We start from the raw sequence: 16,296 nt of genomic DNA, 5'->3' as shown, positions 1-16,296 counted from the left end.
ATCAATACATATTTAATTTAATAAAACGTGTTCGCAAGTATTGACCTTTCATTATGATATAGTTGTGATATAACAATTTTTTACGTAAATGAGGGTGAACCATGCTGAAATATCAACAGACGGCGACAGAAATCGAAGCCTACATCGAACAGCACACGTTACAGCAAGGCGATAAATTACCGGTCCTCGATCAACTGATCCGCCAATTTGAGGTCAGTAAAACGACGATGACAAAAGCGCTCGAATTGCTGGAGCGTAAAGGGATCATCTTTCAAGTCCGCGGCAGCGGGATTTTCGTCCGGAAGACGAACCGAAAAGGCTACATCGAACTGTTTTCGACGCAAGGGTTTAAACAAAATCTGGTCGCGCACGACATCCAGTCGAACGTCTTGTCGTTTGAGTTGATTGCGTGTCCGGAAGCGATTGCTGAAAATCTCGGTACTGCACCAGGCGACATGGTTTATTTCGTGAAACGGATCCGCTATATCGACGGCAACATCATGTGCCTTGAGGAATCCTATTACCGGCAAGCAATCGTGCCTTACTTGAACCGGGAAATCGTCGAACAATCGATCTTCGAGTACCTCGAGACGGCACTCGGACTGAACATCGGCTTTTCCGACATGTACATGCACGTCGGTAAATTGCCGGAGACGATTGCGGAACATTTGGAACTTGAAGCCGGTGATCCGGCATTGACGGTCGAGACGATCTTCCACTTGACGAACGGTCGTCCGTTCGATTATTCCGTCATCACCTATCATTACGAGCACTCGCAATTCGTCGTTCAGGCGAACGGCTTGTATTTATGAAGGGAATCGGAACATGAATGAAGAAGTAATTTTTTATTATGCTTTACTTGCGGGCGGTATCGTCTGTGTGGTGCTAAGTGTACTGTTATATTTCTGGTTTCGTGAGGATACCGGTATCGAATTTTCCCTGTTTTTCCGACTCGTTTTACTGTGTTTATTCGGTGTGGGACTAATTTGGTATACGGCTCCGAGTCTCAAGTATGTCGTTTCTCATGACTATGCGACAATTAAAGGAATGTGTACGGTGGAATACGATGATCAATCTAGCCCGCGGACGATTGATCTTTATTACGATGAAACAGGCGACTCTTTCAGTTTCTTGGATCGGGCAGACCTCGGTGCGTACGGACCGGATGTCCCGTATACCTGTCACGTGACAACGACAAAAGATCATGAATTTGAGATTTCTTACCGGATTTATGATGTCAAGACGGATCGGTTGTTGTATTCGGCTGAATGACTGGTCATGTTAGAGAAAACTACATGATTGCAGATTTGATGATTTCCGATTTGTAACAGCTTGAGACCATCCGTTTTTCTTGTCTTTATGAACACTTGCAATGTTCAGGCGAACGGGTTGTATCTGTAAACGCAAAAAAGCAGACATGATCCAAGTACTTTTTGGACAGTGTCTGCTTTTTGATTTTCTATTTAATCATCGTTTATGCCGTTTACTTAAAAAAATCGTCAGCGGATAAATGCCGATACTCTGGACAATCAACGACAGGACGATTACAGCAAACGATAAGGAAATCAACACATCATATTGCGCTGACACCGTTTTTTCGAGCCACAGTAACAACGCGACAGACATCGAACCTTTAATCCCCGCTGCCGTAATGATTGAGATCGTCGAAAAGTCGTCGCGAAATTCACCTTTCCAGGGCGGTACGGCATAAATGAAGCCACCGACCATGATGAACCGTGCCAACAAGGTGAGACCAAAAATGATCAACGCCAGTCCCCATTGTGAAAAAACTAAGTATCCAGCTGCTTGAATCCCAATGAGTAAGAACAAAATCGATAAAAATGTTGGTTTGATGATGTTCCAAAATCCATCCAATGATGCTTTAATCCCCTTCTCCTCATCCGCTTTCTCAATTTCGTAAGACAAGAAAATCCCCAAAATGACGGTGGTGAGAACACCTGAGACACCTAGCGCTTCTGCAAGATAAAATCCACCGTACGACATGACGATACTCAACATCACTTGATATTCTTTTTGCTTCGTCAAGTGAATGATTTTACTTAAAATCCATCCGAGCAGTAAACCGATCAGAATTCCGCCAAACGAAACAAGCATAAATTGTTCGATGAAGGTCGTGAAATTAAAACGTTCCCCCGTTTGAAACATCGATAATAATATCGTAAACAAAACGATACTCGTCCCGTCATTGACCATCGATTCTCCTTCCACGATATCGGCAACTTGTTCGTCCCCTGTACTTTTTTTGATGATGGACGTTACCGAGACCGGATCGGTCGGAATCAAGATGGCGGCAAGGAGCAGCGAAGCCGTCAGCGAAAGTGAAATGAACAGATTCGAGATCCAGTAAATTGAAACACCAAGCAATAAGGCCGTCACAATCAACCCGATCGTGCTGAACGCCGTAATGATACCCCAATTATTTTTCAACTGTTTAATTGGAAACTGATACGCTGCCGTAAACAGGAGCGCTGGTAAAAACACTTCAAATACGATTTCCTTCGATAAATGGAGCGAAGAAAAGTACGGGATAAATGAAAGGCCCAGTCCAATCACAACGAGCACCATCGGAACAGGAATCATTTTTTGTTTTAAATCGATTGTGTAAATTACGTAGCCGATAAGTAGTAGAATCAAAATTTGATACGTCATACAGTCACCCTTTCCTTACCTGTCTCACTAAAATATTCTATGTGCCCTTATACCTTTTCAATAATTAGTTAAAACACATCCTGCATTCGATTTTCCAATCTGTCAGGCAATACCTCATCCAAGAGAATGTCATGCCTTGCAAAAAATAGTAACTGTTAAAAGTAAATTTATGTTATTCTATTGTCAAATAAATTAGACCGGTCAAATAAAAAGGAGTCTTTTCATGAAATCCATTTTAACACTAACCACTTTAAGCCAATTAAAGGCGCTGAGTGTCCCGATCCGAGCTGAAATCATGATGCGGTTGATCGAAAAACCACTCACGGGTCAAATGTTGTCTGAAAAACTTAACTTATCGCGTCCTAAAGTTCACTATCATTTAAAGGAGCTCGAAAAGAATCACTTGATCACGTTAGTCAAAACGGAAGAAAAAGGCGGAATCATCCAAAAGTTTTATCAATCGGTGGCACGGGGGTTCACCCCATCACTTGAGCTCTTGCCACATATGGAAGACGTCAATGAATCCAATCGGCAACTGCTTTTTCAGATGGCTGAAAAAACAAAACAAGTTATTTTATCTGCGCCCGAGCATGCATTCACCCCTCAACGAGCCAGTGAATCGCCTGCTGACTGGAATCACGTCGGTTCAATGTGGCAAATCTCTGCAACGGAGGAACAGTTTAACGATTGGATGAAAAAATATTTTGAATTGATGGAGGAGCTTAGACACCTCTCAAAAAAACCGAGTGAAGAAACCGCTCAAAAACTTTATTTCTTTTCTACGATGGCGTTTGAAGTGGATGAACTCATCATGGAAACGATTGAACATGAGGATGACGAAAACAAGGCTTGAACGTATAGCCTTTTTCTTTATCTTTCATTGTCAAATTAAATTGACCGGTCAAAATAATAAATAATCTGGAGGTTTTACCATGATTGAACTTTTGAAAAACCGTAATTTCATGTTTTTATTGGCCGGCCGACTCGTGACGAATATCGGAGACAGTCTTTATTACATCGCCGCGATGTGGCTTGTCCATGACATTGGACAGAGTGCATTTTATACAGGGCTCGCCGGGTTTCTGATCTTATCACCAAAAGCCCTGCAATTTCTTGCGGGTCCGCTGGTCGACCGCTGGAGAATCAAAACGACGTTAATCGTCACCCAAACTGTGCAGTCGTTTTTGATTTTGCTCATTCCACTTGCTTACCTGCTCGATTTTTTAAGTATTGCTTTAATTTTATCCGTCATGCCACTCCTCGCCTGTGTCGAAGAATTTGCCTATCCGACGCAAACTAAAGCCCTCCCCTTGTTTCTAAAAGAAAAAGAACTGCTGCAAGGAAATTCACTTTTTGCATTTGCTTATCAAGGCGTTGATCTTGTCTTCAATTCATTGGCAGGATTAGCAATTGCCTTCTTTGGTGCCATCACGATGTTTTTCGTCGATTCAGTGACATTCGCACTCGCCGCGATGTTTTTCTCATTCCTCAACATGGATTTTGTAAAAACGCCAACACCAAAAACGCAACACTCCTTAAAACTTACCTTCATCGACTATATCGATGATTTAAAAGACGGCTTCGCTGTCGTCTTCACGTCATTACTTTGGGTCTTTCTGATTGGTTCGTCTGTCGCAAATTTTGCGATTGGGATGACGGTTGCCGTCCTTCCTGTCTTCGCGGATCAAATCGGCGGTGTACAAACATACGGTATTCTGTTAGCCGCTATGTCAGCGGGTTCGTTGCTCGGTGCACTCCTCGGTTCGACCCTCGGAAAACTGCGCGTCGGCATCGCCACAAGCGTTTGCTTTTTAGTCGGATCCATCTGCTGGGTATTTGCCGGGTGGCTCTCAAGTCCACTGGCTACACCGATTTTATTCGGTATCGCCTGGATTCCAATCGGTGCCGTAAATGTTTTGTTTGCCGGTGTCACGCAAACCATCATCCCGAACCAAATACTTGGGCGCGTAAATTCAGTCGCGTATAGCTTAGGAATTGCCGCGATGCCGATCGGTTCATTACTAGGTGGGTATATAGCGACCTTTGTCGAACCCCACTTCATTTTCATGTTTGCTGGACTCGGTATTTCGTTGATTGCATGTGTTTGGTTCTTCCATCCCGATCTCCGAAAGTTACCACAGGTGGAACAAATGACTGCTTCGACTTTTAAAATCAGTTAAAAACGCCCCCGGTCATCGAGGACGTTCATGATAAATATTGTGCGTGTCACCAATCACCCATGCCGCATCGTCCATTCGGCGACGACCCGCTTCGCCGACCGGAGCGCCCCTTCGATATGGCCGCCAAACGCAATATCCGTTTCCGTCCCGGCAAGATAAAGTCGTCCTTGCCAGTTTGCGTCAACTGCGATTGGCCGATACTGCGGAAATTCTGTTAACGGGCGGGCATCTGCAGGCGTCGCCGTATCGGGGTCTTGTGCCCAGTCATAATACAGCACTTCCCGCGGATGCCGGGCTGCTTCACCGTACATCGTGATAAGTTGCTCGAGGATACGGGCTTTGACCACTTCCGGTCCGAGTGACTGACGTTCTTCTGCCGTCAACCGTAGGAAACCGAACAAGGCACCCGGTCCGCTCTGCGGTGACGCATCATGAATCTCCTGCAGGGCGCCGACCCAGCTCATCCCGAAACCGGACTGCCCCGCTTCGCGCCAAAACGGCGTGTCATAGACGACAAGTGCTTTTGCTTGTCCGGCCATCCAGGTCGGGGTCGTTTGCAGTTTTTCCCGAGTCGTCTCGGAAAACGGCGGTTCGATTACGACTCGCTCGACAAGTCGGGGTGGAAGGGCAATCACGACACTGTCATACGTTTCTGAAGTCGTTCGCCCGTCTTTGATTGACGTAACGATTACTTGTTGTTCCGTCCGCTCAAGTTTCGTGACGCGTGTCTGTAAGCGCAGTGATGCCGCCGGAAGTTTGGCCGCAATGGCTGTCACGAGTGCTTCCATTCCTCCCGCTAACCGCTTCGACGGGACGATACTGTCCGGTGCCAGCAGATGATGTTCGATTGCTCCTACTTGCCGTTCGAGTACCATCGCGCCCGTCGTGTGTTGTTCAAATGCCGTCAGACCGAGTTCGGCGACAAGATCCGTGATGACCGTTTCCGTATCCGGCCAGTACCATGTCGGTCCGAGGTCAAAGCGGTCTGTCTCGTCTCCGTGCGTAGCCGCCATGCTTACAATACGCCCGCCAATCCGGTCCCGTGCTTCATAGACGGTGACCGCTTGTCCCTTCTGTTGTAAAAGTGATGCTGTATAGAGCCCGCTGACGCCTGCTCCGATGATTGCGATGGATTGTGTCATCTTGATTCTCCTTTGCTACGGACAGATCAATTGCTCTTGTCCTCATGTGCTGTAGCAAGTGTACCTTGTTCCGACTCAATTCTCCAAACGCTCGAACTCGACTAAACGGACAGGCTTAACATATACCTCCTCGTCGAACGTCGTCAGCGAAACGAATGTCTCGCCTTTGCGATAGAGAATTTTAGCTCCTTCTTGATTCACTTTCTTCCAGCCGTCATGCTTCAAGCGTGCTGCATACAGGAGTCCCGGTCCGTCTGTTTCTGAAGCAAGTTGCGTCGCGTAGTGTTGACCGTCCGTAGCGGTTCGCTCCGTCGCAAAACGCGGAATCGGGAACGAACTGACAGATGTATCTTCTTTAAACAAGAGAGATATCACCCCGTAATACGTTCCAGCTAAAAAAAGAACGGTGAAGATGGTAGATAGTAATCTTTTTTCATACGATTAGCCTCCTACTCACTCGGTTAACATGACATCCATCATTTCAGATGTCTCTTCAAAATCAATCTCCAATAATATCCATTATTGCAACTCCCTTAATTTTACTCAAGTCATTCTTTAAAGCATTTTCCTGTTCAAGCATCAATCCAGATGCTACAGTGTCCTTATAAACTAACGACCGTTAGGAAGGTGAATGAATTGAAAGCTGCACAATTAATCCCGACCGCCTTACGTCACTTCGCGAGTCATGGCTACGAAGGGGCCTCCTTAAACGACATCGCCCAGGAAGTCGGTATCAAGAAACCATCCATTTACGCCCACTATTCCGGGAAGGACGACCTCTTTTTAAAGACGATGGCGTACGCGCTCGGTGAACAAAAAAAACATCTTGCGTCCTACTTCGTCGAGACATGGCAGTTGCCGCTTGAAACATCTCTAAAAGGATTCTTCGACTGGTTCATCGAGGAAAGCACTCAAAACGACCAAATGAAGTTTATTCTTCGCATCGCGTATTTCCCACCTGTCAAACTGGAGCATGAAGTGACGGCGTTGATCAATCCGTTTTTCGATTCGATCCATCGTCATCTAGCACGCTTGTTCCGCGAACGCGACCGGACGGAACAGATTCTTTACTCCGATGATTATACGAGCGGCGCACTCGCCTACTTGACGGTTGCGGAAGGGACGATGACGGAACTCGTCTATAACGGGATTGATGCCTATCAACAACGACTCACTGCCGTCTGGCCGATTTTTTGGCGCGGACTCGTCCGTTAAGAAATCAAATCAGAAACTGAGGTTCAAATCATGCAAAACAACAAACTCATTTTAGGTACACTTTTACTCAACCTGTTTATCGCCTTCTTAGGGATCGGACTCGTCATTCCCGTCACCCCGACAATCATGAATGAATTGAACATCTCCGGCTCGACGGTCGGCTATATGGTGTCGGCGTTCGCCTTTGCCCAACTGATTCTCTCGCCGCTTGCCGGCCGTGCCGTCGACAAGTATGGACGCAAGCCGATGATCATCATCGGCCTGTTCATCTTCAGCATGTCGGAACTGCTATTCGGGCTTGGACAGACGGTCGAAGTGTTGTTTGCTTCGCGTATCTTAGGTGGTGTCAGCGCCGCCTTCATCATGCCCGCCGTCACGGCGTTCATCGCCGACATCACGACGAACGAGACGCGTCCGAAGGCGCTCGGTTATATGTCAGCCGCCATCTCGACCGGTTTCATCATCGGACCGGGAATCGGCGGATTTCTCGCTGACATCGGGACGCGGGTTCCATTTTTCTTTGCGGCGACGTTCGGGATGATTGCGATGATTTTGTCCGTCTTCACGTTACGTGAACCGGAACGTCATTATGCCGATGCGCCAACTGTCAAACAAGCGAACGGCTTCTCAAAAATCTTTTCACCCCTCTATTTCGTCGCTTTTTTGGTCCTGTTGATTTCGTCATTCGGCCTCGCCTCGTTCGAATCGCTGTTCGCCCTGTTCGTCGACCGGAAGTTCGGTTTTACGGCAAAGGACATCGCCCTCGCGATTTCTCTCGGTGCGATCGTCGGTGTCATCGTCCAGGTCGGTCTGTTCGACCGCTTGACGCGCTGGTTCGGTGAGATCCGCCTGATCCGTTACAGCTTAATCTTATCGACCGCCCTCGTCCTCGTCATGACGTATGTGACGAGTTACTTCGCAATCATCCTCGTGACGATGGTCGTCTTCGTCGGCTTCGATTTGATGCGTCCTGCCGTCACGACGTATCTGTCGAAGATTGCCGGTGATGAACAAGGTTTCGTCGGCGGGATGAACTCGATGTTTACGAGTGTCGGGAACATCCTCGGACCGATTGCGGGTGGACTCCTGTTTGATATCAACCTCAACTACCCGTTTTATTTCGCGACGATCGTCCTGACGGTCGGCATCATCTTGACGTTCTTTTGGCGTCAACCGAAACTGTCGGTCGACTCGGGCGCAACGAAACTGTCATCGTGAACATCAAGAAGCGTCTCCTAGACTGAAGGAGACGCTTCTTTTTCATGCATTAAGATGATTGCTGAAACGCTGGACTGACATAATCATCATCGACTGACCTGACCCACTCGACCGGGACATATAATGATTTTGCGATGGCTTCATCGGTTTTTCCAAGCTTCCGTAACGTTTTGACGATGCGCATGCGGCGTGAGAGCTCCCTTTGATCCGGAATACATTCAGGCAACATTTAATTTCCCCCCTTTTTCTGTCCCGATGCCGTCGAAGTGATAAAGTACATATTACCCGAAAGTTGTCAGACTATTCTGTTTTAGTCAGACTCCACGAATTTTCGATAAATGAGACGAAAAAAATAAAAAGTATAGTCAGATTTACAAAATGTAAAACAAACTATACAATGAACTCATGAAGGAAAGGAGCGTTCCGATGAAACTCTCGAATCGTGTCAAAGCATTACGCCGCCAAACGGACTGGACGCAAGAACAATTCGCTGATTTGATCGGTGTCACGCGCCAGACCGTCATCTCACTCGAAAAAGGAAGCTACACCCCGTCCTTGTTACTGGCGATGCAAATCGCCCGGGTCTTCGACCGACCAATCGAAGACATCTTTTATCTGGAGGAGGAATCACCTTGAAACGTGTCATCATTCAATCAATCGCTAATGTCCTGTTGTATGTCTTAGCTGCTGTCTTACTCAGCTCCATCGCCCGTCAGATTGTTGTTTTTCAGGACGATCCGCTTAAAGGAACAGGCTTCAACTTGAGTCTCGACCTGTCGATCATCTTACCGATTGTTTTGTTGCTGGTTTTATTGACCAGTCTCGGTTATTTTTCACGGACGAATAAAACACTTGGTTTTTCACGCTGGTCGACAACAACACCAGAGTTTTCCGATAACGATGAACGCGAGCGCTTCATTACAGGTCAGGCGACCCGAATTGCTTACGTCTCATTTTTAGTCTCGATTCCCGTCGTCATGGTGTCCTTCATAGCCTATCCTTATTTCAGCGCTCGTTTCCCCACCTTCCCGTTTTATGCACTGGCTGCTGTTTTATCAATCGGTACACTATCCTATATGTCAGCCTGGATCTACTACTATAAGAAATAAGGGACAATTCATTCACATTAATTTTTTGTAGAAGTATTGCGTCATCCCTTCGACCGGATGATCGTCCAAGCGACCGTATTCGACGTACCCGTTTTTTTCATAGAAGCCGGGTGCCTGAAAACTGAACGTGTCGAGGATGACTTTACTGCAGGCACGTTCTTTGGCATAGGCTTCGACCATACTCAATAATTTGCTGCCGTATCCGCCGCCTTTGACGGACTCGTCGAGCCACAAAAAAGAGACGTGGACATGGTTCCAGCCGTATTCACCCGTCAACCCGCCTTTAATTTCGCCATCTTCCTTTAAAAGAAAACAGATTTGTTCCGTCTCGTGTTGAACCGACAGTGGAACTTTTGTTTTGTTGAAGCCAATCAATTGTTGGCGAATGTATTCGCGGTCCTCCGTCGAACCGTTTTGAATTATCTCCATCTCCATCCATCCTTTCCAATCTATTTCTAGTCTATCATGTGTCAATCTAGACAATCTTTGTTTCTCTTAATGGAAATACTTTACATTTTTAAATTATTTATGGCATCCTTAAGGGGAGCGATTTTGATTCTACTAGTTTGGAGGCGAAGATGATGGATCCAATTGACGCGAACATTCAATCTGTAACGTACACGATTCGTCCGGCAGACCCTACGGATGCACGACAGCTTGCTTTACTGCGCGCGAGACTCGATGCAGAAACGGACCACTTTGACCGATTCCCGGGCGAAGACGTACTTGATGAAAAGGGATTTCTGCAATTGATTCAGCATGAGACCGGTATTCCCCACTCCCTGCTCGTCGCTGAAGTGGATCGACAACTCGTCGGTTATGCCCGCTGTGTCGGTTTCCCCTTGCGTCGGTTCGCACATAAAGCCGACTTCGGCGTCGGGGTCGTCCGTGACTTTTGGGGGCAAGGCATCGGGCGGGCTCTCTTACAGACGACACTTGACTGGGCACGGTCGGTCGAACTGCAAAAGATTCAATTGACCGTCGTCGAGACGAATCAAGGGGCCGTTCGTTTGTATCAGACAACCGGGTTTCAAGTCGTAGGACGGCTCAAGCATGACCGACTGCTTGCGGACGGTTTGTATTATGATACGATTCTGATGGGGTTACTCCTCGATTAATATGCTTCACACTAACTAGTCAGCGACCTCGCTGACTAGTTTTTTCGTAATTTGTTTCGTAAGACATACTAACTTCTTTTTCTTAGCTCCTTGTCATTACCTCTTCATAATTGTTTACAATTTTCTCATATTCCGTTCATATTCTTTCAGTAGGATGATGAATGTAGGCAATACATACTTTACTTTAAATGACCAAGGAGGAATTATCATGAAACTGAAACGACTGATCCCGATTCTCGCCCTATCGACCTTATCGCTCAGCACGATGGTATCGACACCGGATGCCGATGCCAAAAGCAAATACAAGAAGACGTCGGAAATCCGCAACGTCATCTTTTTAATCGGTGACGGGATGGGTGTTTCCTATACGTCGGCACACCGCTACTTAAAAAATGATCCGACGACGACCGTTGCCGAAAAAACAGCCTTCGACCAGTACCTCGTCGGTCAGCAAATGACCTATCCGGAAGATCCGGCACAAAACATTACTGACTCTGCCTCGGCTGCAACCGCGATGTCTTCCGGCGTCAAGACCTATAACGCAGCGATTGCCGTCGGCAACGATAAGTCTGAAGTCAAGACCGTCCTTGAAGCGGCGAAAGAACGCGGTAAATCAACGGGACTCGTCGCGACGTCAGAAATTACCCATGCGACACCCGCCTCATTTGGTGCCCATGACGAAAATCGGAAAAACATGAATGCGATCGCAGATGATTATTTTAAGGAACGGATTAACGGGAAACATAAGATTGACGTTTTACTCGGCGGCGGTAAATCCAACTTCGTCCGTCCGGATGTCGATTTGACGAAAGCCTTTAAAAAAGACGGCTACGGTTATGTGACGGATCTTGACGAATTGAATGCCGACCGCAACAAGCAAGTCCTCGGTCTGTTTGCCGATGGCGGTTTACCGAAACGAATCGACCGCGAAAATACCGTTCCCTCATTGGAGCAAATGACGAATGCGGCGATTAAACGACTCGATACGAACAAAAAAGGCTTCTTCCTGATGGTCGAAGGGAGTCAAATCGACTGGGCCGGACATGATAATGACATCGTCGGCGCGATGAGTGAAATGGAAGATTTCGAACGGGCGTTTAAAGCGGCAATCGCCTTTGCGAAAAAGGACAAGCATACGCTCGTCGTCGCGACGGCCGATCATTCGACGGGTGGCTATTCAATCGGGGCAGACGGGATTTATAACTGGTTCGCCGAGCCGATTAAAGCAGCAAAGAAAACACCCGACTTCATGGCTGAAAAAATCGTTTCCGGCGCCGATGTCCGCAAGACCTTGATGACGTACATCGATCAACAAAAATTGGCTTTGACGGAAGAGGAATTCACTTCGGTCGAACGAGCTGCTGCCTCTAAGAAAATGACAGACGTCGATAACGCGATTGAAGAAATCTTCAATCAACGGTCGCACACGGGCTGGACGACCGGCGGACATACGGGAGAAGATGTTCCTGTCTATGCCTATGGACCGGCTAAAGACCGGTTTGCCGGACAAGTCGACAATACGGATCACGCCAAAATCATTTTTGATCTCTTGAAAAAGAATAAATAAGGAGGTCCATCATGAAGCGACTCCTGCTCTCAATCACGTTTGGAACTATCCTCGCCGGATGTAGCGATTCTTCAGTAGACCAACAAGCCGTGCCGGCACCACCCGTCACGCACACCTCCGTCGCACTTGAAAAGACGGACGTCTATGTGCCGAACCCGCAATTGCCGGACGACCGGATGTTGACGAAACGGAATCAGACGGTTCGTGACGACAAAGGTGAATTGACGTTACAACAGATCCAGTCCGTCAAACAAACTCACTCGATTGGACCGATTGATATGACGATCGAGGAAGTAAAAGTCATTCAGACCCGTCCGAGTTACGCGATGATTGATTTCTTTCACGGCTTCACTCATGAAGAAGCGTTCGATATGGTGAAGACGCGCGTCACGATTACGAATACGAGTAAGCAACCGGTCACGTTCAATCCGGTTGCGCATGTAAAAATCAATCAATCGACAGAAAAAACAATTGATGATGACCTGTACCTCGAAGCATTGGCCGGAACATACGAACCATCGGAACAGCGCAGCGGCAACCTCGGTTTCATCACGGAACGTCCCGTTGAAACACTGGAGTTTTTGACGAGTGACGTCCTTGATGCGAAGCAGCAGGTCATTAAAAAAGGTCAACCTTTCACAGTGACGCTACACGATTAAATCAACAGACAAGACAAAGAACCACGTTCCGACTAGCGGAGCGTGGTTCTTGCAGACTGTAGACAAAGTGCTATCGGGAGATCGCGCGTCTGTTTTCGTTGCTTTCCTCGGGCGAGGCGCAAGCCGGGCATGAAGACCGTTTAGAGCGCAATCCGTCTCGAATCGCTTTTAAAGCGAAAAGCAATCGGTCGCGACCCTGCAGCTTTGCTGTAGCGGCGCGGAAGATTGCCGCTTTGAAGACGAGGCGAGACAGGAAAGCGCGAACGAATTGCCTCTCGGTATAGCATATTCACGCTTCATAATAGTTTGTCTGCACGCTGAAAGAACCACATTCCGTCAGACGGAGCGTGGTTCCTGTTTATGCGATTTTTGCGCTTATTTCTTAGGAAAACAATGCTTCAGGTGCTGATAGTTCGTATTTCCACCGGACAAGTTACAGACATCTGTAAACCCGAGATTCTTGAGCACGTTTTGCGCTGCATTGCCGGTGACGCCTTTATTACAATAGACGACCGTTGGGATGGACGGATCGAGTTCCGCAGCCCGCGCCCGCAGTTCGCCGAGTGGGATATGAACCGCGCCGTCGACATGATTTTTTTCGAATTGTTTTTTCGACCGCGTATCGATGATTTGAATCGATTCCTCCGTCGCTGTTTGCTCGACCAATGTTTCCGGCGTCACTAAACGGGCCGTCTTTTTAATCGCGTTATCGAGTGCCATCCCCGTGTAGAGGACGGGATCTTTTGTTGTCGAAAACGGTGGGGCATAAGCAAGATCAAGATGGAATAAGTCTTCCGCCTTCGCCTTGAAGGTGATTGCCGTCGCGAGGACATCAATCCGTTTGTCGACGCCTTGCGGTCCAACGATTTGTGCTCCGAGGACCCGTCCCGTTTCACGGTCAGCAACCGCCTTGATGACCATGTCCTTTCCGCCCATGTACTCAGGGCGGTCCGGTTTAATGTTGTGTAAAATCTCAATATCGTATCCGGCTGCCAGGGCTTCTTTTTCCGTCAAGCCGGTCTGGGCGACGGTCAAATCGAAGGCCTTGAAGATGCCCGTCCCGAGAATACCGCGGTGTGCTGCCTCTTCCCCGGTGATGACCATCCCGGCAATCCGGCCCATCTTGTTTGCTGTCGAGCCAAGCGGCCGATAGATTGCTTCGCCCGTAATGACGGAAAAGCTCTCTGCGACGTCTCCGACGGCGTAGACATCTTTCACGTTCGTCTGCATTTGCGGATTGACGGCAATCGCCCCCGTCTGACCGAGTGTGACGCCGATTTGCGTCGCCAGTTCCGTGTTCGGTTTGACGCCGACCGAGAGGATGACGAAATCCGCCGCAATCGATTTTCCGCTCGCGAGTTCGACTTGCTCAACGTCGCCTTCGCCCGTCAATGCCGTGACGGATTCATTTAACAACAACCGGACGCCTTTACTTTCAAGATGATCGCCGACACGTGATGCCATATCAAAATCAAGCGGCGGCATGACTTGCGGTAACCGTTCGACGAGCGTGACGGTAATGCCGCGGTACGTCAACTGTTCCGCCATCTCAAGTCCGATGAATCCGCCACCGACAATCGTGACCGTCTTCGGATCGTGTTGCTCGATGTACGACCGGATCGCTCCGGCGTTCTGGACGTTCCGGACGGAAAAGACGTTTCGTTTGTCAACACCGGGGAATGGCGGGATGATGCTTGACGCTCCTGTCGCAAGGACCAGCGTATCGTACGTATCCTCGAAGCGTTCACCCGTTACGCCATTTAAGATGGTCGCCGTCTTCGTCTGATGATTGATTGATTCGACTTTATGTTGGGTCTTAACGTCGATATTGTAACGTTTTTTAAAGAACGCCGCGTCACGCGGTGTCAAGGTATCGATGTCTTCAATCTCACCGCCGACGAAATACGGAATCCCACATCCCGAGTATGAAATGTCTTGATCGCGGTCATAAATCGTAATTTGTAATGATTCGTCGTTCCGACGGGCTTTCGCGCCGACCGATGTTCCGGCAGCAACTGAACCGATGATGAGTAGTTTCATGAATAATCCCCCTTAGTAAAGTAACAAGCTGATGTAAAGACCGAGTAAGGTGATTGCAAGCGTCGGAACCGTTAAAATCGTTCCAATCTTAACGTATTGTCCCCACCCGATTTTAACACCTTTCGTCCGTAAGACGTGTAACCAAAGTAACGTCGCAAGACTCCCGATCGGCGTGATTTTCGGACCTAAGTCGGAGCCGATGACGTTGGCATAAATCAAGGCCTCCCGGATCGATCCTGTTGCCTGACTGAGATCGATCGCGAGTGCATCAATCATCACGGTCGGCATGTTGTTCATGATCGATGATAAAATGGCAGCGAGGAAGCCCATCCCGAACGTCGTAGCGGCGAGATTTGTCGCAAACCCATCGATGATGTCCGCTAAAAGTTGCGTCAGACCGGCATTTTGAAGCCCGTAAACGACGATGTACATCCCGAGTGAGAAGAAGACGATTGCCCATGGTGCACCGGCGATGACTTGTTTCGTCGGGACACTTGGTGAACGGCGGGCCATCAGTAAGAAGAATAAGGCGATGACGCCGGCAACGAGACTGACGGGAATCCCGATGAAATCACTCGTGAAGTAACCGACGACAAGCAGCACGAGGACCACCCATGATAATTTGAACATTCGCTGATCTTTGATCGCCGCGCGTGGTGCGACGAGTTGTGTCACGTCATAAGTCTTCGGAATACTCTTACGGAAATAAAGATAAAGTACGAGTAAGCTCCCGGAAACCGCAAAGACGTTGACGAACACCATACGCGCCGCATAGTCTGTGAAGCCGATGTCAAAGAAGTCGGCCGAGACGATGTTGACGAGGTTCGAAACGACGAACGGCAGACTTGCCGTATCGGCGATGAATCCGGACGCGAAGACATACGCGAGGACGACATAATCCGGTAACTTTAAGTGCCGGACCATCGCGAGGACGATCGGTGTCAAAATCAACGCGGCGCCGTCATTTGCGAACAAGGCAGCGACCCCTGCCCCAAGCAGCGTCATGTAGATGAACAATTTCAACCCGCCGCCTTTGGCGATTCGTGCCATATGTAAGGCGGCCCATTCAAAGAAGCCGATCTCGTCTAAAATCAGCGAGATGATGATCAGGGCGATAAAGGTAAACGTCGCGTTCCAGATGATGCCCCAAACGGTCGCGACATCGTCCAGATTGACGACGCCGGTCAGCAAGGCGATAATGGCCATCCCGATCGCCGAATAACCGATCCCGAGACCTTTTGGTTGTTTGATGATTAAAAATAACGTGATTAAAAAGATTCCAATCGCAAGTACGTGTGTTCCAGTCAAAATCGTCACTTCATTTCTATAAAAAATTTTAATTTCAGCAACTTCACATAACAATCTTGTTATATAAGGA

18 protein-coding genes are annotated in these 16,296 nt (G+C 48.1%); 11 read left to right on the top strand and 7 right to left on the bottom strand.

Annotated elements, in window-relative coordinates:
• Nucleotides 1–101: 101 nt before the first annotated feature.
• Entirely contained in the window at nucleotides 102–812 is a 711-nt protein-coding gene (locus P403_RS0115625) for a GntR family transcriptional regulator (RefSeq protein WP_029333623.1), read from the top strand.
• Nucleotides 813–825: 13 nt separating this feature from the next.
• Nucleotides 826–1,272 (top strand): hypothetical protein, encoded by a 447-nt coding sequence (locus P403_RS16340; RefSeq protein WP_051667442.1) that lies wholly within the window; start codon nucleotides 826–828, stop codon nucleotides 1,270–1,272.
• Nucleotides 1,273–1,467: 195 nt separating this feature from the next.
• Here the strand turns inward: P403_RS16340 and P403_RS0115610 are convergent, their stop codons facing one another.
• Nucleotides 1,468–2,670: a cation:proton antiporter gene (locus P403_RS0115610; protein WP_029333621.1), complete on the bottom strand. Its 1,203-nt coding sequence runs from the start codon at nucleotides 2,668–2,670 to the stop codon at nucleotides 1,468–1,470.
• Between the two features lie 223 nt (nucleotides 2,671–2,893).
• Between P403_RS0115610 and P403_RS0115605 the strand changes: the two genes are divergently transcribed.
• Complete coding sequence (locus tag P403_RS0115605; protein ID WP_029333620.1) at nucleotides 2,894–3,523, top strand: ArsR/SmtB family transcription factor; 630 nt, start codon at nucleotides 2,894–2,896, stop codon at nucleotides 3,521–3,523.
• Between the two features lie 82 nt (nucleotides 3,524–3,605).
• Nucleotides 3,606–4,850: an MFS transporter gene (locus P403_RS0115600; protein ID WP_029333619.1), complete on the top strand. Its 1,245-nt coding sequence runs from the start codon at nucleotides 3,606–3,608 to the stop codon at nucleotides 4,848–4,850.
• Nucleotides 4,851–4,903: 53 nt separating this feature from the next.
• On the opposite strand, the gene P403_RS0115595 is transcribed toward P403_RS0115600, so the two are convergent.
• Nucleotides 4,904–5,992 (bottom strand): flavin monoamine oxidase family protein, encoded by a 1,089-nt coding sequence (locus P403_RS0115595; RefSeq protein ID WP_029333618.1) that lies wholly within the window; start codon nucleotides 5,990–5,992, stop codon nucleotides 4,904–4,906.
• Between the two features lie 75 nt (nucleotides 5,993–6,067).
• Nucleotides 6,068–6,355, bottom strand: a complete 288-nt coding sequence (locus P403_RS0115590; RefSeq protein ID WP_029333617.1) for a hypothetical protein — start codon at nucleotides 6,353–6,355, stop codon at nucleotides 6,068–6,070.
• Nucleotides 6,356–6,628: 273 nt separating this feature from the next.
• Here P403_RS0115590 and P403_RS0115585 point away from each other — a divergent pair, with 273 nt between their 5' ends.
• Together P403_RS0115585 and P403_RS0115580 are read left to right on the top strand one after the other, a co-directional pair.
• Nucleotides 6,629–7,207, top strand: coding sequence for a TetR/AcrR family transcriptional regulator (locus tag P403_RS0115585; RefSeq protein WP_029333616.1), 579 nt, complete (start codon nucleotides 6,629–6,631; stop codon nucleotides 7,205–7,207).
• Nucleotides 7,208–7,237: 30 nt separating this feature from the next.
• Nucleotides 7,238–8,425 carry an MFS transporter gene (locus P403_RS0115580; protein WP_029333615.1) on the top strand — a complete coding sequence of 396 codons (1,188 nt, stop codon included), beginning with the start codon at nucleotides 7,238–7,240 and terminating at the stop codon, nucleotides 8,423–8,425.
• A 49-nt stretch (nucleotides 8,426–8,474) separates the two neighbouring features.
• On the opposite strand, the gene P403_RS0115575 is transcribed toward P403_RS0115580, so the two are convergent.
• On the bottom strand, nucleotides 8,475–8,654 hold the full coding sequence (locus P403_RS0115575; protein ID WP_029333614.1) for a hypothetical protein: 180 nt from the start codon (nucleotides 8,652–8,654) through the stop codon (nucleotides 8,475–8,477).
• 197 nt (nucleotides 8,655–8,851) lie between these two features.
• On the opposite strand from P403_RS0115575, the gene P403_RS0115570 reads away from it, so the two are divergent.
• Together P403_RS0115570 and P403_RS0115565 are read left to right on the top strand one after the other, a co-directional pair.
• The gene (locus P403_RS0115570) at nucleotides 8,852–9,061 is read left to right on the top strand and encodes a helix-turn-helix transcriptional regulator (protein WP_029333613.1); all 210 of its coding nucleotides are present in this window, start codon (nucleotides 8,852–8,854) and stop codon (nucleotides 9,059–9,061) included.
• Entirely contained in the window at nucleotides 9,058–9,534 is a 477-nt protein-coding gene (locus P403_RS0115565) for a hypothetical protein (RefSeq protein ID WP_029333612.1), read from the top strand. Before P403_RS0115570 ends, P403_RS0115565 begins: the two co-directional genes overlap by 4 nt.
• A gap of 12 nt (nucleotides 9,535–9,546) precedes the next feature.
• Here the strand turns inward: P403_RS0115565 and P403_RS0115560 are convergent, their stop codons facing one another.
• Nucleotides 9,547–9,963, bottom strand: a complete 417-nt coding sequence (locus tag P403_RS0115560) for a GNAT family N-acetyltransferase (protein WP_029333611.1) — start codon at nucleotides 9,961–9,963, stop codon at nucleotides 9,547–9,549.
• A 152-nt stretch (nucleotides 9,964–10,115) separates the two neighbouring features.
• Here P403_RS0115560 and P403_RS0115555 point away from each other — a divergent pair, with 152 nt between their 5' ends.
• The 3 genes from P403_RS0115555 to P403_RS0115545 all read left to right on the top strand — a co-directional run bounded on the left by P403_RS0115555 (nucleotide 10,116) and on the right by P403_RS0115545 (nucleotide 12,878).
• Complete coding sequence (locus P403_RS0115555) at nucleotides 10,116–10,652, top strand: GNAT family N-acetyltransferase (RefSeq protein WP_029333610.1); 537 nt, start codon at nucleotides 10,116–10,118, stop codon at nucleotides 10,650–10,652.
• A 208-nt stretch (nucleotides 10,653–10,860) separates the two neighbouring features.
• Nucleotides 10,861–12,219 (top strand): alkaline phosphatase, encoded by a 1,359-nt coding sequence (locus P403_RS0115550; protein WP_029333609.1) that lies wholly within the window; start codon nucleotides 10,861–10,863, stop codon nucleotides 12,217–12,219.
• 11 nt (nucleotides 12,220–12,230) lie between these two features.
• Complete coding sequence (locus P403_RS0115545; protein ID WP_029333608.1) at nucleotides 12,231–12,878, top strand: hypothetical protein; 648 nt, start codon at nucleotides 12,231–12,233, stop codon at nucleotides 12,876–12,878.
• 375 nt (nucleotides 12,879–13,253) lie between these two features.
• Here the strand turns inward: P403_RS0115545 and P403_RS0115540 are convergent, their stop codons facing one another.
• Nucleotides 13,254–14,918, bottom strand: coding sequence for an FAD-dependent oxidoreductase (locus P403_RS0115540; protein WP_029333607.1), 1,665 nt, complete (start codon nucleotides 14,916–14,918; stop codon nucleotides 13,254–13,256).
• Between the two features lie 12 nt (nucleotides 14,919–14,930).
• Nucleotides 14,931–16,235: an arsenic transporter gene (locus tag P403_RS0115535; protein ID WP_152638931.1), complete on the bottom strand. Its 1,305-nt coding sequence runs from the start codon at nucleotides 16,233–16,235 to the stop codon at nucleotides 14,931–14,933.
• Nucleotides 16,236–16,296: the final 61 nt, after the last annotated feature.

Origin of the sequence: Exiguobacterium oxidotolerans JCM 12280 (assembly GCF_000702625.1) — a bacterium.
Lineage (GTDB): Bacteria > Bacillota > Bacilli > Exiguobacteriales > Exiguobacteriaceae > Exiguobacterium_A > Exiguobacterium_A oxidotolerans.
Note: the sequence above shows the minus strand (reverse complement) of the source record. Positions and strands in the feature narration are given on the sequence as shown.

Excerpts from the sequence above, each read along its gene's own strand:
- P403_RS0115625 (WP_029333623.1), top strand. The coding sequence starts at position 102 with ATGCTGAAATATCAACAGACGGCGACAGAAATCGAAGCCTACATCGAA.
- P403_RS16340 (WP_051667442.1), top strand. The coding sequence starts at position 826 with ATGAATGAAGAAGTAATTTTTTATTATGCTTTACTTGCGGGCGGTATC.
- P403_RS0115610 (WP_029333621.1), bottom strand. The coding sequence starts at position 2,670 with ATGACGTATCAAATTTTGATTCTACTACTTATCGGCTACGTAATTTAC.
- P403_RS0115605 (WP_029333620.1), top strand. The coding sequence starts at position 2,894 with ATGAAATCCATTTTAACACTAACCACTTTAAGCCAATTAAAGGCGCTG.
- P403_RS0115595 (WP_029333618.1), bottom strand. The coding sequence starts at position 5,992 with ATGACACAATCCATCGCAATCATCGGAGCAGGCGTCAGCGGGCTCTAT.
- P403_RS0115580 (WP_029333615.1), top strand. The coding sequence starts at position 7,238 with ATGCAAAACAACAAACTCATTTTAGGTACACTTTTACTCAACCTGTTT.
- P403_RS0115575 (WP_029333614.1), bottom strand. The coding sequence starts at position 8,654 with ATGTTGCCTGAATGTATTCCGGATCAAAGGGAGCTCTCACGCCGCATG.
- P403_RS0115570 (WP_029333613.1), top strand. The coding sequence starts at position 8,852 with ATGAAACTCTCGAATCGTGTCAAAGCATTACGCCGCCAAACGGACTGG.
- P403_RS0115560 (WP_029333611.1), bottom strand. The coding sequence starts at position 9,963 with ATGGAGATAATTCAAAACGGTTCGACGGAGGACCGCGAATACATTCGC.
- P403_RS0115555 (WP_029333610.1), top strand. The coding sequence starts at position 10,116 with ATGGATCCAATTGACGCGAACATTCAATCTGTAACGTACACGATTCGT.
- P403_RS0115550 (WP_029333609.1), top strand. The coding sequence starts at position 10,861 with ATGAAACTGAAACGACTGATCCCGATTCTCGCCCTATCGACCTTATCG.
- P403_RS0115545 (WP_029333608.1), top strand. The coding sequence starts at position 12,231 with ATGAAGCGACTCCTGCTCTCAATCACGTTTGGAACTATCCTCGCCGGA.
- P403_RS0115540 (WP_029333607.1), bottom strand. The coding sequence starts at position 14,918 with ATGAAACTACTCATCATCGGTTCAGTTGCTGCCGGAACATCGGTCGGC.